The organism is Thalassoglobus polymorphus, assembly GCF_007744255.1.
Taxonomy (GTDB): Bacteria; Planctomycetota; Planctomycetia; order Planctomycetales; family Planctomycetaceae; genus Thalassoglobus; species Thalassoglobus polymorphus.
In genome coordinates this window covers 3,065,565-3,085,934 of record NZ_CP036267.1, presented here as the reverse complement: position 1 = coordinate 3,085,934, position 20,370 = coordinate 3,065,565, and the positions used below count along the sequence as shown (strand labels likewise).

Genomic DNA, 20,370 nt, shown 5'->3' with positions numbered 1-20,370 from the left:
CGAAAGCGGTTTCGATAGAACCTCCTTCGACTTGGTGCTGAACTTTTGCCTCGTGACGAACAGCAATTTTACAGGAGATACTCGCACTTTGAGAATCGAAATGTTTGAGGTTCGATTCTACAGGGCAGGCCCCGAGATGTTTTGATGGCTGTTGAGCAACAAGCGGGTTTCCGCATGAGTCCGGGTTAGCATGTTTCAAAAGTTGCCTTGCTCGTGAAAGCTACTTTCATCGTTCCATACCCTGCCTGGCACGAGGGAGACCATTAAGGCTAATGTTCGATTTGTGAACTAAAGGTTCGTCGGAACAATGCTCGAAAGTTGTCTTATGGAATGCCCTTTGTCCCGACGTTTGGTCGAGCAGTCTTCAACCAAGAACGTCAGTGACATTGCCATCGTTGTCTTTGATTTCAGTCTGTTCGATGACAAGCGTGAACCCCGGAGGGTCTTCGAGTTTCCAAGTTCCTGCGTTGGCTTGCATTTGTTTCGAGATCACTTCGACTTGTGAATTCGTGAACTCAAATTCTGAGACATGGTCCTGCATCGTCAGTTGATATTGATCGGCAGGTCGAAAAACAATGGAATCTTCCTCACCGACCAATTGAAACTCTCGCCCAAATGGAAGTCGGCCGCGCAGCCTTTTCCCCAGAGACGGAGCGACGATGGCTCCTAAAACCAATGTGACATCTGACGTTTCAGGATCGCGAAGGACACGGAACTCGTTCGCACACATCATCGCAGCTGATGCTCCCTCTTCCGAGGTCAATTCACTGACTGTGGATTGGAATTTTGGCTGAGCCAGATAGCTTTCGCGATCTACATCGGTAATTAAGAGTGGATTGAATTCTTGTACCAGTTCAGCGAAGCGGAGGGCGTTCCAGCATTGTGTCGCGTCGAGTTCGCTCTCCGTCAGCCCAAAGACTTGCAAGAATTGGACTTCGCCATTGGGAGTTTCAATTGTTCCGAGTTCAGGATCTTCGACGAAAATGACAGCACAGATTTGAGTTTCCGACTCCAGGCATATGGGGCTGTTGAGCGGAATTGTATGCCCGGGACCGAATCCATTTCCGGATTGAAAGACATATCGAGCCAGGTTCTGAAGGAAGTTGACCACCCAGACAGGAGGTTCTGTTCCTTTGGAAGCCGAGAGTCGAAACGTTAACTCAAAACCGTATCCACTCACTTCAGACTCTTCATCTTCCTTCTCGTAAAGATCCGAGAATCCGTAAGTGACATAGTGAAGATGAGGTTGCTGTTTCTGGCTTTCGTAAACACTGACGCCGTACAGAGGGTCTTCGCCGCCAAGATTGTAGGGAAGAATCGTCCCCCAGTGCATCGGTTCGGCATTGTCGTAAAGTTCGTCAAGAACTTCGTCGATGGCTTCCCATCCGGGGGCGCCATTGTCAGCTTCTGGGTCAAACTCTTCGGACATTTTGCACCTCTCGTCCCTGCGTAGATTCTACTCGACCGAGTCTCCGCGATGGAAGTCTTATAGCTGAAACAATAACTCTGCGAGATGCCGAAACTCGAGTGAGATCGCTCGATCCGAGAGGAGTTGTTAGCGGTTCTTAGATCATTTTTGTGTTAGTTGTCTCGGTGAAGAGTGCTCTTCAAGTGCTGAATCGCTCGCATCCACGAGACCGAATGTGAAGACCTGACCAGGATTTGCTCTGGACCGCATCGAACATCAACTCCACAAGACAGAACGCTCAACTTGTTTTGATGAGATCGCTGATGCGATCGTTAAAGTGGCGTCGCTGTTTTGTGAAGCGTTGTTCAGTCAATGCTTATGCGGTCTTCGAGAATTCCTCTCTCCGCTTTACACTTCTAGTAACAGTCGAGTTGGATCTTCGATTGCTTCTTTGATTCGAACTAGAAACGAAACAGCTTCACGACCATCGACCACGCGGTGATCGTAAGTCAGAGCGATATACATCATCGGGCGAATGACAACTTCTCCGTCGACAGCAACCGGGCGGTCAAAGATCCCGTGCATTCCCAAGACTCCGCTCTGAGGCGGATTGACAATGGGGGTTGAAAGTAGAGAACCGTATACTCCACCATTTGTGATGGTGAAGGTTCCTCCTTCAAGTTCTTCAAGAGTGATCTTGTTATTCCGGGCTCGCTTGGCGAAGTCAGCAATTGTGAGTTCAACTTCCGCGAAGCTGAGGCGTTCGGCGTTGCGAATCACTGGAACAATCAAACCTTTTCCAGCTCCGATGGCGACACCAACGTCACAATAATTTCGATAGACCAAGTCTGTCCCTTCGACCTGGGCTCCGATGGCTGGGAATTCGTTCAATGCTCCGATGACAGCTTTGACGAAAAACGACATGAAGCCGAGCTTGATGTCGTACTTCTTGACGAACTGATCTTGATACTCAGCTCGTAATTTTTTGACTGCGGACATGTCGCATTCATTGAATGTGGTCAATAAAGCTGCGTCTTTTTGTGCACTGACAAGTCTTCTCGCGATAGTTTGCCGCATCGGAGACATCGGAACTCGTCGTTCCTCGCGACCGGAACCACCATCTGTGCCACCGACATGGTTCAGGACGTCTTCCTTCAAGACTCGTCCCCCCGGGCCAGTCCCGCCGACACTCTTGGGATCGACGTGACTTTCAGCAGCGACCCGCGCTGCAGAAGGCATCACGTGTCCGCCAGTTGTGGCGGATTGGGCACTTTGTTGCGAAGCACTCTCTTTCGACGTCGTGGTACTTTCAGCTTTTGAAGTGCTCTGTCCTCCGGCCGAATCTCCATTCGGGTTCGGGCCGGGATTCAATGTGGCGATGACGTCGCCGATTTCTGCAGTTGATCCAGCCTCAATCTTTATGGAATCAATGACGCCCGCTTCGGGGCTGGGGACATCGAAAGTGGCCTTGTCGGTTTCTAGACCGACCAGGTTTTGGTCGACATCGACCCATTCTCCCTCTTTGACGTACCACTCGCCAATAAAGACTTCGCTAATCGATTCCCCGACAGACGGAACTCGAATTTCGATGGCCATTCTAAATTACCTTGAAACATATAGTGCGAGGGTCTCTCGCAACGGTCACATTGATGGTTGATTACGAAATTGCATCACGTGAGCGTCAACGTGATGGCTGAGATCTCCAGTTCCTAAAATCATAACTCCCCGGGCCGTGCCTCGGCATCCTCGGAGCTGTAAAATTTTGAAACATCTAAGGACTTGTCGCTTTTTTTATGTCACACCATCTGAACCGGTTGACCTAGCCCATGAGGGACGTTTGAATAGGTCAAATCCTACTGGTTTATCCACTTAATATGAAGAGATCCAACGATCGTGTCTGCATCACTCAGCGAATTTGCAAAATCATTGACTGTTGAAACCGCCTTTACCGTTTTGGCAATCGCCAAAGAGTTGAAGGCTGACGGAAAAGACGTCGTCGAATTAGAAATCGGGGATAGCCCGTTCGAGAGCACCTCTTCTGCGAAAAATGCCGGGATTCAGGCAATTCAGGAAAATCAGACCCATTATTGCCCCTCACCCGGTCTGCCTGAGTTTCGCGCGGCAGCTGCGAAGTTTGTCAGCGACGAATTCAAAATTCCTGCAGCGGCAGAGAACGTCGTTGTTGGTCCTGGAGCCAAGGTTTTTGAACAATTCTTTTGTGAAGCCTTTTTGAACCCCGGCGATGATGTACTGGTTTTCAGCCCGTATTTCCCGACCTATCTCCCGAACATCCTGCGTCGCGGTGCAAATCCGGTGTACAGCAACCTGCTTCAGGCGAATGAGTTTCGGCCGGACATCGCTGAAGTCGAAAAATTCCTGAATACAGCGAAAAGTCCTCGTGCGATTTTTCTGAATACTCCACACAACCCGACCGGTGGAGTTGCCACTGAAGAAGACTTGAAAGCATTGGCGGATCTGATTCGCGGGAAAGATATCGCAGTCTTCAGCGACGAGCCCTATTGCCACATGGTTTGGAAAGGACGCCATCATTCATTGCTCGAACAGCCCGGAATGATGGACCAATGCGTTTCCGCTTATACATTCAGTAAGTCTTACAGCATGAGTGGATGGCGACTCGGGTTTGCGGTCACCGGAGCCAAGATCGCAACATCGATTGCCAAAATGATCAATACGACGCTTTCCTGCACGCCACCTATTGTGCAAATCGCCGGAACAAAAGCGTTGCAACAGGATCACTCTGAGCGAGATGAGCAGATGAGCCGGTTCCAGGAGAAGGTGCAACTGCTCACATCCGGGCTGAACGCGATCGATGGAATCCATACACTCGACCCAACCGCAACTTTCTACGTCTTTCCGAACGTCGCACCGATTTGCAACAAGCTCAAAATCACCAGTCACGGCTTAGCGCTCTATCTTCTCAAAGGTGCAGATGAGAACTTTGGAGTCGCTTGCCTTGGCGGAGAATGTTTCGGTGAGGCTGGACATGGGTTCTTGCGATTTAGTTGTGCAGAACCGAATGACCGGCTTGAGCAAGCAGTTAAGTTTTTACCCGAAGCGTTCGGGAGAACGGATCGTGTTGAAGCTTTTCTCGAAGCAAATCCTGAGCACAAACTGAAAACCGCCTACCCGGAACCATAGGGCGGCCGCTAGTCACTCAACTCAAGATCCTGGGCCCTCATTGTTTATTCGAGAAGCCCAAAAGTGAGTGAGTAAACTGAGCGATTCAATCCAGACATAAGATTTGAGGTCGATGACGACTCTTGCCGACTCCCGACGAAGTCTTTCGCTGCCAGTTCGACTGGTTTCGCGGTGGGGATTTCGTTTTGTTTGGCTGAGCTACGCCTGCTTCCTGTTTATCATGACTCACGCTCCAATTCCGAAGCAGATCGCTTCGGTGACATCTGGTTGGGATAAGCCGCTTCACTTGGGAGCTTACTTTGGATTGGCAGTCTTGACCGCCATTGTCTGTCTGAAACCTGATCCGTATCGCCTGTCACACCGATTCATTATTCCGTTGCTGATGGTTTTCGCTGCTCTGGATGAAATCTTGCAGGGGCCAGTTGGCCGACATCCTGATTTCATCGATTGGTGCAGCGACTGCTTAGGGATTGTACTCGGAATGGGCGCCATGCAGTTGGCGATCTGGAATTTGAACAATCCGAAATGGTTGACAGGGATTCCTATTCTGAATCGTTTCGTCCCAATTTCAATGAACAGTGAATCAAGTGGGTTTGCTCGATGAGTGATGTCCCGTATTTGATCCGTTTGGGGAACCGACTGGCGGACCAATTGCAATCTCTCGATGAGAGTCGGCGAGAGCGCCATCGGAACTTTCTACTTGGCTTTCAAATGCCCGATGGTGGATTCCGTGGCCGCGATGGTGATTCCGACTTGTATTACACAAGCTTCGCCGTTCGTGGATTGATGATGCTTGGCGGGATGGAATCGCAAACTGCCGAGCAGATTTCGAAATTCCTGAAAGAGCATGAGACAAGCCAGCTCAATGTCATCGACTTAATGAACTGGCTGGCAACCGCCCTCGCTTTGCAGGTCTCCTCTGGGATTGATCTTCTCGCAGAGGCGAGTGCAAGTTTCCCTCAACAGATCATTGAGCAACTCGAGTCTGTCAGGACGGAAGACGGAGGATATGCTAAGTCGACAGAGGGAGCTTCTGGGAGTACTTACCACTCACTTCTTGTGATGCTGACCTATCAGCTTGTAGGGATTCCACAACAGCGTCCCAATGCACTTGTTCAATTCATTTACGATCGACAGCGCGACGATGGGGGCTTCGTTGAGATCGCTCCGATGCGACGATCCGGCACGAATCCAACCGCAGCAGCTTGTGCGATTCTCCAGGAGTTCGGAGCCGTCGATGATGAAATTCGGGATGATCTTCGAGTTTTTCTCAAAGAAGTGAAAAGTGACGAAGGTGGTTATCAGGCCAATTCACGTGTTCCCTTCGCTGATAGCCTCTCCACCTTTACCGGAATTCTGACAAGTCAGGATCTCAATCTTGGCAGACTTGTCGATGCCCAAAAAATTCATCACTGGTTAACGACGCAATTGGAGTTCCCCACCGGCGGCTTCCGGGCTGCAACATGGGACGAAGCTGCCGACGTGGAATACACCTTCTACGGTCTCGGACTTCTCGCACTTCTCAATGAAATGAATTCTTAGATCTGCTTGCTCTACCGTCTGCCCGTGAAGAACGCATTTCTCTAGTAATAATGCTGTTCGCCACGAGGCGGAGCCTGCAAATTAATCCGAAAGATGCTCTATGATGACTCCGATTTTCTCTTGAAGACAATCGTAATTCCGCTGTGCGCGAAGAGTGTTCTTACGTGATGAATCACTCTTCTTTACGAGACAGGTCAGGGCATTTTTTTCAAAACTTCTCTAACGGTATTCTTTTGCTCTCGGGTTTCCACCGGACAGAAGATAAGCCATCAGGTCTTTGAGTTCTTCCTCGTTCAACGTATTCAGTAGTCCCAACGGCATTTGAGATGTTTTAGAGACCTGCATTTCTTCGATCTCGCTTTTCTTCAACACCTTGACCGTCGCATCGGCATCGGTCAGGTAAACATGAACTTCATCATTGATTTCGACAACACGCCCATTGAGGACAACGCCATCGGTCGTCAGGACGGTATGCGAGCCGTACTGATCGGAAATGACCTTGCTGGGAGTGAAAATGTTATCGAGCAAATCCGGTAGCGGGAATTTCTTGCCAGCCAGAGACAAGTCGGGGCCAATCGCTCCTCCTTCTCCGTTGTAACGGTGGCATTTCACACATGATGTCGCGTGGAACAATTCTCGTCCCCGTTTGTAGCTTCTCTTCTTCAAAGGATCTTTGAGCACTTCAAGTGCTAATTCCGTAGTCCATTTCTTCCCCGGACCCTTGGGGGCTGGAACCTTCGGCAACGGGGCGATGAGTGCTTGACTGGCAACTTCATCCAGAATCAGACGTTGATCTTGAGGGACGTTCGCGAAAGCATCTTCCCTGGCTTGCATTAAGAATTTCGCGTAGCTGTTTCCTCCTGGATGTTTCGCAGCGCTTAAGAAAAATTCGAAATACCGACGTCGATCAGCGAGTGTCCAACCGGTGGTCGCATTTCTCAAAGCGAAAGCAAAATGAATTTTTCGCAACGGGGGCATGTTGTTCAGAAGGGCATTCACGGTTCCTCCGTAACTGGCATGTCGTTTTGCGATTTCGCCCCAATCAGGAATCTCTTCCGGTCCGAGATTGTCCATCAGGTCGAGCGTTTTTCGAACGACGGTCGGGGAATCGAGATAGACGAGTAACTGGACGAGTTCGGCGTTCGTTTCATCGCTATGACTTGGATAGATTGCGTCAAATGTCTTGACAAGTTTGGATTTCCATTTTTCGTTTGGAGCGCCAAGACGGATGAACGCAAGCTGGTAGGTCCGCAAGAGAGCAAGTTGCTCACGATGAGTCACTTTGTCAATTGGTATTGATGAGAGAGATTCGAGGACTGCGTTCAATTGCTCCGGTTGACCTTGGCGACAGAGGGCCAATAAACCGTTGATTTGCCCCATTGCATTCAGTCCATCACCATTCAAAACTTTTGCAGCCCACTGGTCCTGAGGTTGCCATTCCATCGCAATCCTTGCTGCGTAACGAATAAATCGATCTTCGTTTCCAAGGTTATTGAAAATCAGCTCCAAGTCACCATTTGGCTTTCCATGAAATTCTTCTAATTTCCGACGCAGGTTTCGCTGTTCCTGCCCAGCGGAGTTCTTCGCGTCGACAGGTTGTGTGGAATCGTCTCCGATGTAAGTGACACGGTACATGGCAGACTGCGTTCCGCGTCCACCGACCGCAAAGTACAGGGCGCCGTCACTCCCGATGGTTGTGTCGGTCACCTGCAAGGGGGAGGCTGTTGCGAAATCTTCTTTCACCGCTTTGTAGCTCGAACCCTCCGGAGTGAGATGGATCGCATAGATTGTGCTGTAGGTCCAATCCAGAATAAAGAGTGCTTTTTGGTACTTCGCCGGGAATTTTGTCCCGTATCCAAATGTGATTCCGACAGGCGACCCCGGGCCGATGTCGATGACAGGCGGAAGGGAATCCTCATAGTAGGTCGGCCATTTCCCTGTTCCACTTCGCCAACCGAATTCACTTCCGCTTGTGGCATGTGTGACGCGTGTCGGACGATACCAGGGTGAGCCGAAATCCCACTCCATGTCTGCGTCATAGCTGAACAACTCGCCGTCGGCGTTCAAGGCGATATCGTATTGGTTACGATAGCCCATGCTGATGACTTCCCAGTTCTTTCCTTCAGGATCAATTTTGCAAATCCATCCACCAGGTGCCAGAATTCCGGCAGCATGACCATTGGCATCCCAGCGACGAGGGAGCAGATGATCTTCGTCCCAGTTCATGGGGATGCGGCTTTTGTCGACTCCTTCGGGGAGCTTTGTGTGATTTCCGGCACAAACATAGAGTGACTTCCCATCTGGTGAGAGAATCACTGCGTGAGGACCATGTTCTCCGCCACCGGGAACGAACATGAGATGTTCCACATGATCGAGAGTCCCATCGTTGTTTGAATCGGTCACGCGGTGTAAACCTGATTTCGGACCACCATTGACCATCACGTAAAGTGAATCAAACGCCCACAATAAACCTTGTCCTCCGGAGAGGTCGACAGGGATTTTCTCGACTTGCGTTGGCCGGTTTTCGTCACCCGGAGTTACGAAGAACAATCCTTTGTTGCCCTGGTCCGATGCAATCAGTTTTCCATTCGGTCCAGTCGTCAGCGACACCCATGACCCCATTGATCGCGGGACTGAGAAAATTCGCTCGACTTGAAAACCTTCAGGAACTGTGACATCCGCAACCTTGGGTTGATATTGAGATTGGTCGCCATCAGACAGGGCCGACTCAAGAGAATCAGCATTCACGGCCCGGGTCCACGGCAGCCCTTTTTTTCCGGCGGGACCATAGGCAGTTGGCTGCGCCCAGTTGGAGTCATCGAACTCGGTCGAATTCCAATTGTCCTTTTTCTCTGCTGAGACTTTCCAAGAAGTATCGGTTGAAGTCGTTTTCGTTTTGCTAGCACCGGTGATTCGCAGTTGACTTAGAAATGCTGCGATTCCTCCTTCGTTCCAGGCTTCAACAGCCAAAGTGTTTTTGCCCGGCTTCAGCAGTTTGGAGAGATCTGCGACGAGAAGTTCCGCCCACTCATCTCCTGCTAGAACGCGTTTGCCATTCAAGTACATGATGAAGTGATTGTCACACGTCGCAGTCAGCCTTGCGGATTTGACAGCATCAGGCGATTCGAAGGTTTTTCGCAACCAAATGTGTTGACCATCTTGTGTCTTGTCCGTCCAGATCCATTCTGGTGTTGCAGCATCGATCGACGAGGTCATCAGGCAGCAACTTAGTAACAATGTGCAAAGCGCCCAGCGCATTCTATTTCCTTCGAACTGAGTTCGGTGTGATGTATCAAGTTGTATTTCGATGAGAATCGTAGAGTTGTTTCAAAATCCGAATTTAGAACCAGTCGGAAAACCTTTGAGGAAAGTGGCCATACCACAACTTCCCAGTCTGATTCTAATTCGAGGTGGAGTAATCTTTTCCATTTAAACTGTCGATCACGGAGTCTCGCCATTCAGACAATTCTCCGGACATTCTTTTTACAAGGTCTGGATGTTCTTTGGAAATGTCAGTCGTCTCGGCCTCGTCATCGTTGAGATTGTAAAGTTCGTACTTCCAATTTTTATTCTTGGTCGGAATGGCGTGCAACTTCCACTCTTCGTCAACAAGGGCGGAGTGACCACCGGGATCTCCCTGCTTGTATTTTTTCTTGACGAGCGCTGTCTCAGAGAGGGGAGGGGCAGGGGTTGCTTCAGCTTTTCCAGCTTGCTCGTCTTGCAGTTTCTGCATCCATTCTGCACTGGGAGTTCCCACTCCTTTGCTGGTGTAGATCCAAAACGCCATCGGTTTTTCGCGTTTTGTTTGTTTGCCATCAATCACATCGACCAGACTGATGCCATCAAGCGGATGCTGATGTGGCGACTTGATGCCCGCCAGTTCGAGGACGGTCGGATAGATGTCGCTGGTGTTTCCGGGAGTTTTCACCACTCGATGCTTCTTGATTCGATTGGGCCACTCGATCATGGCAGGGACGCGAGTTCCTCCTTCCCAAAGTGATCCTTTGGCACCACGCAAGCCGCCGGACGACCCAACAGTGCGGCCTTGTGGTCCATTGTCGCTGGTGTAGAGCAGGAAGGTGTTTTCTCGGACTTTCAGGCGATCAAGTTCTTTGCGAAGGTGTCCCATTGCCTGATCAATTCCGGTGATTTCTCCGTAGTAGTTTTGCTCTTTTTTACTTAATCCGGGGTAGAGTTTCTTCAATTCATCGGTCGCCTGATGTGGCGTATGAGGGTTGCCGAACCAAATCACTGCGAGAAACGTCTTCTGTTTTTTGATCGCTTGCTCCATGAATGGAATGGCAGCTTCGACGGTGATCATGGAACTCTCGCCGTCCGTTTCAACCGCTTTTCCTCGCTGTGACATGAGCGGGCTGTTCTCGTAGAAATTTGGACTTGAGAGCCATTCTTCAAAGCCACTTTGCCCCGGACTGACAGGGCTGTCGGCTCGCACAGAGCCTAAATGCCATTTCCCGAAATGCCCCGTGCTGTAACCACTCTGAGCGAGAACTTCTGCAATTGTCACTTCCTGTGGGCGTAATGAATGCCCCCAAGAGAAGACTCCCATCCGATTTGGATGACGACCAGTCAGAAAGCTCGCTCTTGTTGGTGAACAAACAGGAGCGGCAGCATGAAACCGGTCAAAGCGAAGCCCAGTCGCTGCCATCTCATCCATGACCGGAGTGATTAAATGAGGGTGCCCATTGAAGCCGACATCTCCCCAACCTTGATCATCTGACATACATAGAACAAAATTCGGCGGAGTCTCGGCAAAGCCAGGTTGCTGAATAGTAAGTAGAATTACGAACAGTTTTAAGAACGTCTTCATTTAATATCTCCATCATGAATGAACAGATGTTCTCGTGGATTCGAATCGGAGATTCAAGTGTCTCACTCAGAAACTCACAAATCATCAATGCATACCTGTGACATTCTCGCGAGTTCAATTCTGAAAATGTCCTCTCTTGCCAGACCGAGTTTCTTGATCAGGTCCTGTTCCAGAAAAACTTTTTACGTAATCCGATCTCATCAGAAACTGGGGCCTCTATGATAACTGATCGCAGAAATCAGCAAGTCTTCCGGCGCATCCTGCTGTGGACCACGATGCCGCTGCTGAGTTGGCTTTTGATGCAAGCCGTCCACGAGCTTGGCCATCTCCTTGCTGCTTTGTTGACTGGTGGCAGAATTGTGGAACTCAATCTGCATCCGCTAAGTATTTCCCACACTATCGTGCATCCGAATCCTGCTCCGCTCATTGTCATTTGGGCTGGCCCCATCGTTGGAGTTCTCTTTCCAATTTTACTTTGGATTCTTTGCAAAAAACTGATCCCAAAGCGGGCGCATTTGCTCAAATTTCTCGTCGGATTTTGCCTGATCGCAAACGGGCTGTATCTCGGAAGTGCGGTCTTCGATGCCGTTGGAGATGCCAGAGACCTGTTGCAGCGTCAGGTTCCTTTGTGGGGGGTGGTCTTGTTTGGAGCAGTGACCGTTCCCGCAGGATTTCTCTTCTGGAATGGACTCGGCAAAGAGTTCGGCATGGGAGAGGCGGGGAGCGAGCTTTCTGCCAGTGAACCGCTTGAAGTTTTCGCTTTGCTGGTTGTGCTTGTGGTGCTGGAGTGCATCTACTTTTGAATTCCTCGCACGTTTTGCTTGATCATCTCTCTCACCGAATCGAGTCTCCCTCTGCTAATCCTGCTTTCCACAATGTCCGAGAGTAAATTCGGGTTCATGTTGGACGTGCCCTGCTTACGGAATGTTGCTGGGAAGTTCTTTTAATGCAGGCAACTCGCCAGTGGAAATCTGCCGTTTCTTTTCCGGATCACGAAAGTTCAAACCCAATGAGGAGAGCTTGGGCAGACCATGAAGGGAAAGGGAGTCGGCCTCTCCTTGTAAGTAGAGAACTGTCAGTGCGGGGAGGCTCCTGACAGCCAAGGTTGAACACGAAACTCATCAGGACAACGCAGAAAAATTTGCGGCTGATCATTTCATTTTCCATCATCCAGATTTAGCAAGGCAGCATGCTGGTGGCTCAGCAAACTGCTTGAGTCGGTTGTTCAGTCTGTTGAACTCAGTCGTAGGCCTTTGGGGACGACAATTCTCTCTGCGTATTCAAAGAACCATTTTACGAGCAGGGCAAGAGCCGCTGCCGGGATTGCACCTTCGAGCATGAGTGATTCGCTGTTGAGACGTAAGCCTGTCATGATCGGTTGACCATATCCGCCTGCCCCGATCAAACCGCCTAAGGCAGCGTAGCCAACATTGATCACAGCTGTCGTTTTGATTCCAGTTAAAATAAGCGGAGCAGCCAAAGGGAGTTCGACAAGTCGCAAACGGGCAAACCAGTTCAGGCCGAGTGCCGTCGCAGATTCTTGCAAAGACGTTGGAATCTCGTTGAGGCCGGCAAGAGTGTTTCGAATGATGGGGAGAAGGCTGTAAAGAAACAACGCGACAATCACTGGAAATGCACCGATCGAAGGCAAATCGAGGCGAACGAAAATGACTCCCATAAAGACGAGTAAAGCAAGGCCCGGAATCGTCTGCACGATCTCGGCGAAGCCTAAAATGATCTGTCCCGGGAGTTTCGTTTTTGCACAAACGATTCCAGCTGGGACGCCGACCAAAATCGCTCCAGACAGGGAGACCAGAACTAAAAAAAGATGGTCAATCGTCGTGGCCCAGATGCGCTGAGAGAGCGTTTTCTTTTCAGCGGTGACGTCGAGTTGAAAGGTTTCTCGAACAAATCGGGCAGCGACTTCCGCTTCTGAGTTATTGTCGAGTTCCACTTGCTCATTCAAAGAGAGCATCGATTGGTCGCTCAGACGTCCAGCCATCGATCTTAGTTGAGAGATAAATTTAGGATGCGTTTTTTCCAGTTCTGTTCGATACAGGTAAACCGCTTCATATTTCGGAAAGTGAAATTTATCGTCTTTCAAGACTCGTAAATTGAATTTGTTGATGTTCGGATCCGTTGCGTAAACATCGGTGACTTGAATCTCATTTGAATCGACTCCCCGGTAAGTCAACGCGTGTTCCATCCCCTGTGTGTCTTGTGCAACCAGATTGTATTTCGCTTTCAGGCTTGGCCAGCCATCTGCGCGATCCATGAATTCATTCCCAAATCCATACTTGAGAGTTGGATGGTCATTGAGGTCAGAGATCGTCTTGATATTCAATTCCTCTGCAAGTGATTCCTTCATGCCCAAAGCGTAAGTGTTATTGAAGCCGAGCGGCGAAGTCATGCTGATTCCCTCGCGGGCGAGTCGTTTTCGAATCGCTGCTTCATCAGGTAATGATTCCCCACGAAAGAGTTCTTCCCGAATCGTCCCCGTGTACTCTGGGTAGACTGAGATTTCGCCAGTTTTTAATGCAGACCAAAGGACACGTGTTCCCCCAAGTTCAGAAACAGAATTGAAGGGGGCACCGACTTCTTCTCCGAGAATTTTAGCGATCTCTGCGAGAGTTACGGATTCCGTGAACGATTTTGCTCCGACCGTCAAGGTTTGAGGCGACTCTGCAAAAGTTGGATTCGTCAGGAAAATAAAGAGGATCAGGTAGCGTTTCATGACTGCTCCTTATCCGAGTCGATCAATGGGTGGTTATTTGCATGAATGAATTCTTTCACGAATGGTGTCGCTGGATTCTGGACCAGGTCCTCAAATGATCCAGACTGAAGGATCTTGCCCGCACTCAGGATACTGATGACATCTCCGAGATAGGCTGCCTCGCCGATATCGTGTGTGACAAGGATGACCGTCTTGTTGAGCGAACGAAAAATATCACGGAGTTCTTCTTGCAGGTTTGTGCGAATAATTGGGTCGAGTGCTCCCATTGGTTCGTCGAGCAACAGAACATCCGGATCAAGAAAAAGAGCCCGCATTAATGCGACACGCTGTTGTTGTCCGCCAGAGATTTGTCCGGGAAACTTTTTGAGAATTTTCGGATCTAAATGTACCAGGCCCAGCAGTTCTTCAAACCTTTTTGCTCGACGAGAAGGTTTCCACCCTAAATGCTTCGCCAGCAGTTCAACATTCCCCCGAACGCTGAGGTGGGGGAATAGTCCGCCATCTTGAATCATGTAGCCGATGCGGTGGCGAATCTGCACAATATTCTTGCGTGACAGTTGCGTTCCGGCGAATTCAATCGTTCCCTCGGTTGGCTCGATCAGTCCGATGATCAAACGCAGCAGGGTCGACTTGCCGCAGCCACTTGTCCCAATCAGGACGTTCGATTTTCCGGTCTCAAACTCCAGAGTCGTTGGCTGAAGAACCAACTTCTCATCGTAGGACTTTGAGACTCCGCTCAGTTTGATCATGAATCTCCCCGACTGTTTTGCGAATTCGAGTCATTGAATCGAATTGCTTATCCTGTCCCGAGTTTCTGGTCATATGCATCCAGATCCTTCATGAAAACGGCGAGAGTTGATTGCATTGTCTCACGCTGAATTTTCCATTCCGGGGAGGTTTCGGTATATTTCGAGCAGTGATCGACCAGGAGTCGATATAGATATTTAAACAAATGTCGCGGCGCTCTGAGCCTGTCGAAGACTGAAATGAGCTCCTGCTCGGTGACGGAATCGTCAAACAGATCCCGGATGGTTGGCTTCGTCTCAGCCAATTTTGCACAGGCTTTGAGGCGATCATTCGCAACATCGTAAAGCCCCTGACCGGTCCAGTTCAGGGATGGGATTAAGTTCTGCTTGTCGAGTCGCGACTTTTCGTAAAATTCTTTTTCCTGACGGTTCAGGAAACCAGCAACGGCAGAGGGCAGTAGGAGCTTGAACGCGATGCCCGGATGTTTGAGAAATTTGTTATCAAACAACGGCCAGATCAGATCTCGCATCCGCTCAGGCGATCCGTTGATTAAATGCGGCTCATCAACACGATCGATCAGGACCACAATGCTGGTGAAGCCCAGATCGCCAAGGACACCCTGGAGCTTCGAGAACAATTCGTAGCGATCATCGCCACGCGGTCGCGATGGAATCGGTTGCCCCGCGAGGTCGCCGGATTCGAAGCGTGTCAACAGTTTGCGAAGTGTCGAGCGATTGTGATCGACAATTCGAATTTGCTTGACGACGCTCCAGCCAGTCCAGAACCCTTTTAATTGCTTCCATAAAAACGGAACCCAACCAGCGAAGATTGCTCCCAGAATCCAAAGAGATGTCATTGAAGACCACGGAGTTTCCGAGATGGAGAAGACGGCGATGATGACCAACAACGTGACGCTTATCCCCAAAAGTCGATCCCAAAGTGACTTGAACGTGGTATATCTCAATTTTCTTTTGAGCAAACTCCATCGCCGGGCAGGAGGATCGTCGCGGTTTTGGTCATAAAATGTTGCGAGCAACATAAGGTCGCGTTTCTGTGCACGCGAGAGAGCATCGATTTTCTCCGGTGGAATCGAATGCGACTGGTCTTGAGCATCGGTTCCATTATTGCGAAGAATATCTGCCAGACGTGTTGTTGCCAGAATAAGAATGGCATCCATATGGTCCCACAACTGCCAGCTTTGCATCGCCTTCTCTGGCTTGCGTCGGCGTCCTGAAAGACGTTCTCGAAAGCAGTCGAGAAACGGATTGAAATCTTCGTATTGAATAATGAACGCCCGCTCGTTCGGGTGCTCTTGGTTGTACTTCTGGAGATTCCCGACAATCTGCAATCGGAGTGCGGTCTTTCCGCTTCCCTGCTCACCAAAGACGACCGAGGTCGCAGGAGCTTTCGGGTTTCCGTAGATTTTGTCCCATGCCGAGTGATACGTTCCTGACAGGCAATGCTCCATGAAGATATGATCTGCCGAAGCGTCTTCCTGAGCGTAAGGGTTTTCAGTGACACCGTAGTGGTCAAGAAATTGATGGATTTTCATCGTGAATTTGATGCAATTGTTAGTTGATATAAGTGAGAGGTCTTGGAACTGTAAACCGTGCTGCTAAGAAAATTTGCCCACCGTCCTCACGGACATTGGATACATAGCAAGTGGGCGATAAGCGATGCAGTTGCAATCACTCATCGATTACAGTTTCAGAAGGGACTGCTACGAGATCATACTCCCGCGATTCCACAATCGTGACCGGAATCATCTGCCCGACTTCCAAGTTCTCTGCCTGAATGTAAACGACTCCATCGATTTCCGGGGCATCCGCATAGGTTCGACCAATCCAGACATTCGGGTCATCCGTCGGGGAGTCAATGATGCAGTCGAGTTCATAATCGACCATCGATTGTCCCCAGTCGAATGCCAGTTGTTGCTGGGCGGTCATCAGGTTCTCTTGACGTCGGAGTTTGACGTCCTCTGCGAGATGCTCGTCGAGCTTGACAGCAGGAGTCCCCGGTTCGACGGAGTAAGGGAAGACGCCCATCCGTTCAAAGTGAGTTTCTTTGACAAACTCGCGAAGTTCTTCGAACTGCTCTTCTGTTTCACCAGGAAAACCGACAATAAATGTCGTTCGTAAAATGAGATTGGGAACACGGTCTCGCAACTTCTGCACAAGTTCAATCGTTTTTTCGCGATTCACTCGACGCTGCATCCGCTTCAGTACACGGCTGTTGATGTGCTGTAATGGCATATCAAGATACGGGAGAATTTTTGTGGAGCCAGCGATCTTGTCGATGAGTTCATCAGTAAAGTTCACCGGATACAGGTACATTAACCGAATCCAGTCGACCCCTTCGACTTTTTCTAACTCATCGAGAAGTTGGACCAGCCGAACTTCGCCGTAATAATCCATCCCGTAGTAAGTGGTGTCTTGAGCAACCAGAATCAGTTCCCGGACACCGTCTGCTGCGAGTTCTTTCGCTTCTTCGATGACCATTTCGATCGGCTTGGTGACATGCTTCCCACGCATGCTGGGGATCGAACAGAATGTGCAGGTCCGATCACAACCTTCTGAAATCTTGAGGTAAGCGTAGTGTCTCGGTGTGATGCGTAAGCGGGCACGGTCGTCGAGAGCGCGAATCGCTGCCGGGCGAAAGAGTTCTCGCTGTTCTTTTTGACCACCAACAAGTCGATCTGCAACTCGTGTGATTTCATCACGTCCAAAGACACCGACAATATGATCAATCTCCGGCATCTCCTCGATCAGGCTTCCACCGACACGCTCGGGAAGGCAACCTGCGACAATCACACCTTTGGTTTTGCCGTTTGTTTTCAGGTCCAGCATCTCCTGAATCACAGCCTTCGATTCCTTGCGTGATTCATCGATGAAACCGCAGGTGTTGACGATCACAAAGTCTGCACCATCAGGGTTATTGACGAGAGAATAACCATCCAGTGCCAGCGAGCCGAGCATCTTCTCGCTGTCCACCAGATTCTTCGGACAGCCGAGACTCACAAATGCGTAAGTCCCTTTTGTGTTTCCGACTGATTCACCTTCAATCGAAGGTTCCGTTGGTGGTTCGCCAATAATAGGGAGGTCTAGCATCGTTGTGATAAGTTTATAGTTGAGATCGCGGGAAAGTGCTGGCTGTACAATATTATTCTGACAACCTTTGAACACATGTTAACGATTCTCAAACGCGAATTCGATGAGATAATGGTCGGTTGGTGCGAATCTTCCGGAGCTTTCTGGAAGAAATCAGCGTTCCTGTATGTTTTTTTGAAATGTACAATGTGCGAAAACCGACTCAGTTGATAGAATAATATCAGTGTAGACCTACCTGTAGATGCTGTCATATGACTGTCCTACCTTGCCTGTCGTCCACGGCAATGTTTATTTAAAAATCGAAGTACGTCATTTGACAGATTCCCAAGAAGGCGAATCCTGTGAAATTTCCAGCCGCTTATCTGCCCCCTGCCTCCCTTTTGATCATCGTTTCGATCTTTGCGACGAATGCTCACGCCGAGCAACCGGACGCCCAGCAGGCAAACGTCCAAAAGGCAAATAGTGCAGGCATCGAATTCTTTGAGTCGAAAATTCGTCCTCTCCTCATTGATCGCTGTGCTGACTGTCATGGAGCGGATTTACAAGAAGCGGAATTGCGTCTTGATACGCCCGGACATCTTCTTGCCGGTGGACAATCTGGTCCAATTGTCGTAGCTGGCAAACCAGATCAGAGCTTGCTCATCACCGCTGTCGGCTTCAAAGATGAAGCCTTGCAAATGCCTCCCGACGACAAACTCACGGATGCAGAGATTGCTTTGCTGACAAAATGGGTTGAGATGGGGGCACCAGCACCGAATGCAGAACTGATTGCTTCAAAACAACGCATCCCCTTCGATGTCGACGAAGCTCGCAAGCATTGGTCGTTCCAGGAGTTAAAGCGTCCAGCTGTTCCAGAAATCGAAGGGCTGTCTAACCCGATTGATCAATTCATCTACGCCAAGTTGGAAGAGAAGAGGCTCATCCCGGCACCGCCAGCCACGAAACGTGTGCTGATCCGTCGGGCCTACCTTGATCTCATTGGGCTGCCACCAACACCGGAACAGATTCAAGCATTCCTCGAAGACGAAACTCCCGAAGCCTTCAATAAGGTCGTTGAAGATCTCCTTGCATCGCCACATTATGGCGAACGCTGGGGAAGACATTGGTTGGATGTGGCCCGGTATGCGGATTCAAATGGACTTGATGAAAATATTGCTCACGGAAATGCGTGGCGTTATCGAGATTATGTCATCGAGTCTTTCAACTCTGATAAACCGTACGATCAATTCGTGAAAGAACAACTCGCAGGCGACCTTCTGGAAGGACCTGAAGAAACAAGATACGAACGGCTCATCGCGACAGGATTCCTTTCGCTCGGACCTAAGGTTCTGGCTGAAGCAGATCAAACCAAAATGCTGATGGACATCATCGACGAACAGGTCGATACCACCGGTCGAGCTTTTCTCGGTCTCACATTGGGATGTGCTCGGTGTCACGATCACAAGTTCGATCCGATCCGGGCAGACGATTACTACGCCTTGGCCGGGATTTTCAAAAGCACTTATACAATGGAATCGCTCAAGACGATTGCCAAATGGAATGAGCACGTCATCGCCACTCCTGAAGAGCTTGAAGCAAAGAAGAAGCATGATGCACAGGTCGCTTCCATTCAGTCCCAACTTGATGAACTGAAAAAGAAACAGACAGCTAACTCCACCGCCTCAGCCGCAAAACCGGTTGTTAAAGTTGACGCGACAGGTGAAAAGGTCGTCGAGCAACCAGCTGCCGAAAAGCCCGAGGCAGAACCGAGCTTGGCTGAGCAGATCAAGTCGCTCGACAAAGAATTGAAAGCGCTCAAGGCCAAAGCACCGCCTCTTTCAACAACAATGGGCGTGAAAGAAGCTGAACCTGAAGACATCCCGATCCACGTCCGTGGAAGCCATCGCTCACTGGGGCGCGTCGTCGACAGAGGTGTCCCACTTGTTTTGGCGAAACATGATCCCGGTCTCAAAAACCCCAAGCAAAGTGGGCGTTTAGAACTCGCGAACTGGATGGCATCTTCTGAGAACCCATTGACTTCACGAGTTTGGGTGAACCGTGTCTGGCGTTGGCACTTCGGCGAGGGACTGTCGACTTCCGTAGACAACTTCGGATTCCTCGGCCAAGAACCTTCGCACCCCAAGCTCCTTGACTGGCTCGCAACGGAATTCATAGCCAAGGGGTGGTCCACAAAAGAGCTGCACCGTTTGATTATGTCTTCAAAAACTTATCAGATGGCAGCTGAGCACAACGCTCACAACAGCACGATTGACCCGGCGAACACATATCTCTCAAGGGCAAATACACAACGCATGGAAGCTGAAATCTTTCGCGATTCACTCCTCTTTGTCAGTGCGCAACTCGACACCACAATGGGTGGGTCTTTGTTGCATGTCAAAAATCGCGAATTCATTTTTAATCACACGTCTAAAGACAATACAAATTACGATACGACTCGTCGTTCCATCTACTTGCCAGTGATTCGGAACAATTTATATGCCCCGTTCTCACTTTTCGATTACACCGATGCTTCCGTTCTGAATGGAGATCGCGAAACATCCACCGTCGCTCCACAAGCACTTTACGCATTGAATAGTGACCTGGTGATCACAGCCTCTGAAAAACTTGCTGAGAGACTTCTTCAGCAGGAATCTGACAACCCAGAGCAACGAGTCAACGTTCTGTTCGAAACGACCTATGGTCGAACTCCAACAGATTCTGAAATTTCGGCGGTTCTCGAGTATGTGCAGCAGTTGCAAACTCAGAAAAAACAAAGCGAGCAGTTGTCATGGACTGCGCTTTGTCAAATTTTCCTGATTTCAAACGAGTTCATTTATGTTGAATAACTCTTCTGAAAACCTGTCCC

13 protein-coding genes are annotated in these 20,370 nt (G+C 49.7%); 5 read left to right on the top strand and 8 right to left on the bottom strand.

Features of this window, described 5'->3' with window-relative positions:
• Window positions 1–364: 364 nt before the first annotated feature.
• Entirely contained in the window at window positions 365–1,429 is a 1,065-nt protein-coding gene (locus tag Mal48_RS11110; protein ID WP_145199019.1) for a suppressor of fused domain protein, read from the bottom strand.
• Between the two features lie 387 nt (window positions 1,430–1,816).
• Complete coding sequence (odhB, locus tag Mal48_RS11105) at window positions 1,817–3,004, bottom strand: 2-oxoglutarate dehydrogenase complex dihydrolipoyllysine-residue succinyltransferase (protein WP_145199016.1); 1,188 nt, start codon at window positions 3,002–3,004, stop codon at window positions 1,817–1,819.
• Window positions 3,005–3,301: 297 nt separating this feature from the next.
• Here odhB and Mal48_RS11100 point away from each other — a divergent pair, with 297 nt between their 5' ends.
• From Mal48_RS11100 to Mal48_RS11090, 3 genes are all read left to right on the top strand, one after another.
• Window positions 3,302–4,567 (top strand): pyridoxal phosphate-dependent aminotransferase, encoded by a 1,266-nt coding sequence (locus Mal48_RS11100; protein ID WP_145199013.1) that lies wholly within the window; start codon window positions 3,302–3,304, stop codon window positions 4,565–4,567.
• 112 nt (window positions 4,568–4,679) lie between these two features.
• Window positions 4,680–5,171, top strand: a complete 492-nt coding sequence (locus Mal48_RS11095) for a VanZ family protein (RefSeq protein ID WP_145199010.1) — start codon at window positions 4,680–4,682, stop codon at window positions 5,169–5,171.
• Entirely contained in the window at window positions 5,168–6,109 is a 942-nt protein-coding gene (locus Mal48_RS11090; protein ID WP_145199006.1) for a prenyltransferase/squalene oxidase repeat-containing protein, read from the top strand. Before Mal48_RS11095 ends, Mal48_RS11090 begins: the two co-directional genes overlap by 4 nt.
• A gap of 219 nt (window positions 6,110–6,328) precedes the next feature.
• On the opposite strand, the gene Mal48_RS11085 is transcribed toward Mal48_RS11090, so the two are convergent.
• On the bottom strand, window positions 6,329–9,325 hold the full coding sequence (locus Mal48_RS11085; protein WP_197442261.1) for a c-type cytochrome: 2,997 nt from the start codon (window positions 9,323–9,325) through the stop codon (window positions 6,329–6,331).
• Between the two features lie 184 nt (window positions 9,326–9,509).
• The gene (locus tag Mal48_RS11080) at window positions 9,510–10,937 is read right to left on the bottom strand and encodes a sulfatase-like hydrolase/transferase (protein WP_145199000.1); all 1,428 of its coding nucleotides are present in this window, start codon (window positions 10,935–10,937) and stop codon (window positions 9,510–9,512) included.
• A 218-nt stretch (window positions 10,938–11,155) separates the two neighbouring features.
• Here Mal48_RS11080 and Mal48_RS11075 point away from each other — a divergent pair, with 218 nt between their 5' ends.
• Window positions 11,156–11,740, top strand: coding sequence for a M50 family metallopeptidase (locus Mal48_RS11075; RefSeq protein ID WP_145198997.1), 585 nt, complete (start codon window positions 11,156–11,158; stop codon window positions 11,738–11,740).
• Between the two features lie 422 nt (window positions 11,741–12,162).
• On the opposite strand, the gene Mal48_RS11070 is transcribed toward Mal48_RS11075, so the two are convergent.
• The 4 genes from Mal48_RS11070 to rimO all read right to left on the bottom strand — a co-directional run bounded on the left by Mal48_RS11070 (window position 12,163) and on the right by rimO (window position 17,525).
• Window positions 12,163–13,671 carry an ABC transporter permease/substrate-binding protein gene (locus Mal48_RS11070; RefSeq protein ID WP_145198994.1) on the bottom strand — a complete coding sequence of 503 codons (1,509 nt, stop codon included), beginning with the start codon at window positions 13,669–13,671 and terminating at the stop codon, window positions 12,163–12,165.
• Window positions 13,668–14,420 (bottom strand): ATP-binding cassette domain-containing protein, encoded by a 753-nt coding sequence (locus tag Mal48_RS11065; protein ID WP_145198991.1) that lies wholly within the window; start codon window positions 14,418–14,420, stop codon window positions 13,668–13,670. Before Mal48_RS11065 ends, Mal48_RS11070 begins: the two co-directional genes overlap by 4 nt.
• 47 nt (window positions 14,421–14,467) lie before the next feature.
• Complete coding sequence (locus Mal48_RS11060) at window positions 14,468–15,970, bottom strand: hypothetical protein (protein WP_145198988.1); 1,503 nt, start codon at window positions 15,968–15,970, stop codon at window positions 14,468–14,470.
• Between the two features lie 136 nt (window positions 15,971–16,106).
• Window positions 16,107–17,525: a 30S ribosomal protein S12 methylthiotransferase RimO gene (rimO, locus tag Mal48_RS11055; protein WP_145198985.1), complete on the bottom strand. Its 1,419-nt coding sequence runs from the start codon at window positions 17,523–17,525 to the stop codon at window positions 16,107–16,109.
• 341 nt (window positions 17,526–17,866) lie between these two features.
• On the opposite strand from rimO, the gene Mal48_RS11050 reads away from it, so the two are divergent.
• Window positions 17,867–20,350: a DUF1549 domain-containing protein gene (locus Mal48_RS11050; RefSeq protein WP_197442260.1), complete on the top strand. Its 2,484-nt coding sequence runs from the start codon at window positions 17,867–17,869 to the stop codon at window positions 20,348–20,350.
• Window positions 20,351–20,370 lie beyond the last annotated feature (20 nt).

Excerpts from the sequence above, each read along its gene's own strand:
- Mal48_RS11110 (WP_145199019.1), bottom strand. The coding sequence starts at position 1,429 with ATGTCCGAAGAGTTTGACCCAGAAGCTGACAATGGCGCCCCCGGATGG.
- odhB (WP_145199016.1), bottom strand. The coding sequence starts at position 3,004 with ATGGCCATCGAAATTCGAGTTCCGTCTGTCGGGGAATCGATTAGCGAA.
- Mal48_RS11080 (WP_145199000.1), bottom strand. The coding sequence starts at position 10,937 with ATGAAGACGTTCTTAAAACTGTTCGTAATTCTACTTACTATTCAGCAA.
- Mal48_RS11060 (WP_145198988.1), bottom strand. The coding sequence starts at position 15,970 with ATGAAAATCCATCAATTTCTTGACCACTACGGTGTCACTGAAAACCCT.
- rimO (WP_145198985.1), bottom strand. The coding sequence starts at position 17,525 with ATGCTAGACCTCCCTATTATTGGCGAACCACCAACGGAACCTTCGATT.
- Mal48_RS11090 (WP_145199006.1), top strand. The coding sequence starts at position 5,168 with ATGAGTGATGTCCCGTATTTGATCCGTTTGGGGAACCGACTGGCGGAC.
- Mal48_RS11095 (WP_145199010.1), top strand. The coding sequence starts at position 4,680 with ATGACGACTCTTGCCGACTCCCGACGAAGTCTTTCGCTGCCAGTTCGA.
- Mal48_RS11085 (WP_197442261.1), bottom strand. The coding sequence starts at position 9,325 with ATGACCTCGTCGATCGATGCTGCAACACCAGAATGGATCTGGACGGAC.
- Mal48_RS11070 (WP_145198994.1), bottom strand. The coding sequence starts at position 13,671 with ATGAAACGCTACCTGATCCTCTTTATTTTCCTGACGAATCCAACTTTT.
- Mal48_RS11075 (WP_145198997.1), top strand. The coding sequence starts at position 11,156 with ATGATAACTGATCGCAGAAATCAGCAAGTCTTCCGGCGCATCCTGCTG.
- Mal48_RS11065 (WP_145198991.1), bottom strand. The coding sequence starts at position 14,420 with ATGATCAAACTGAGCGGAGTCTCAAAGTCCTACGATGAGAAGTTGGTT.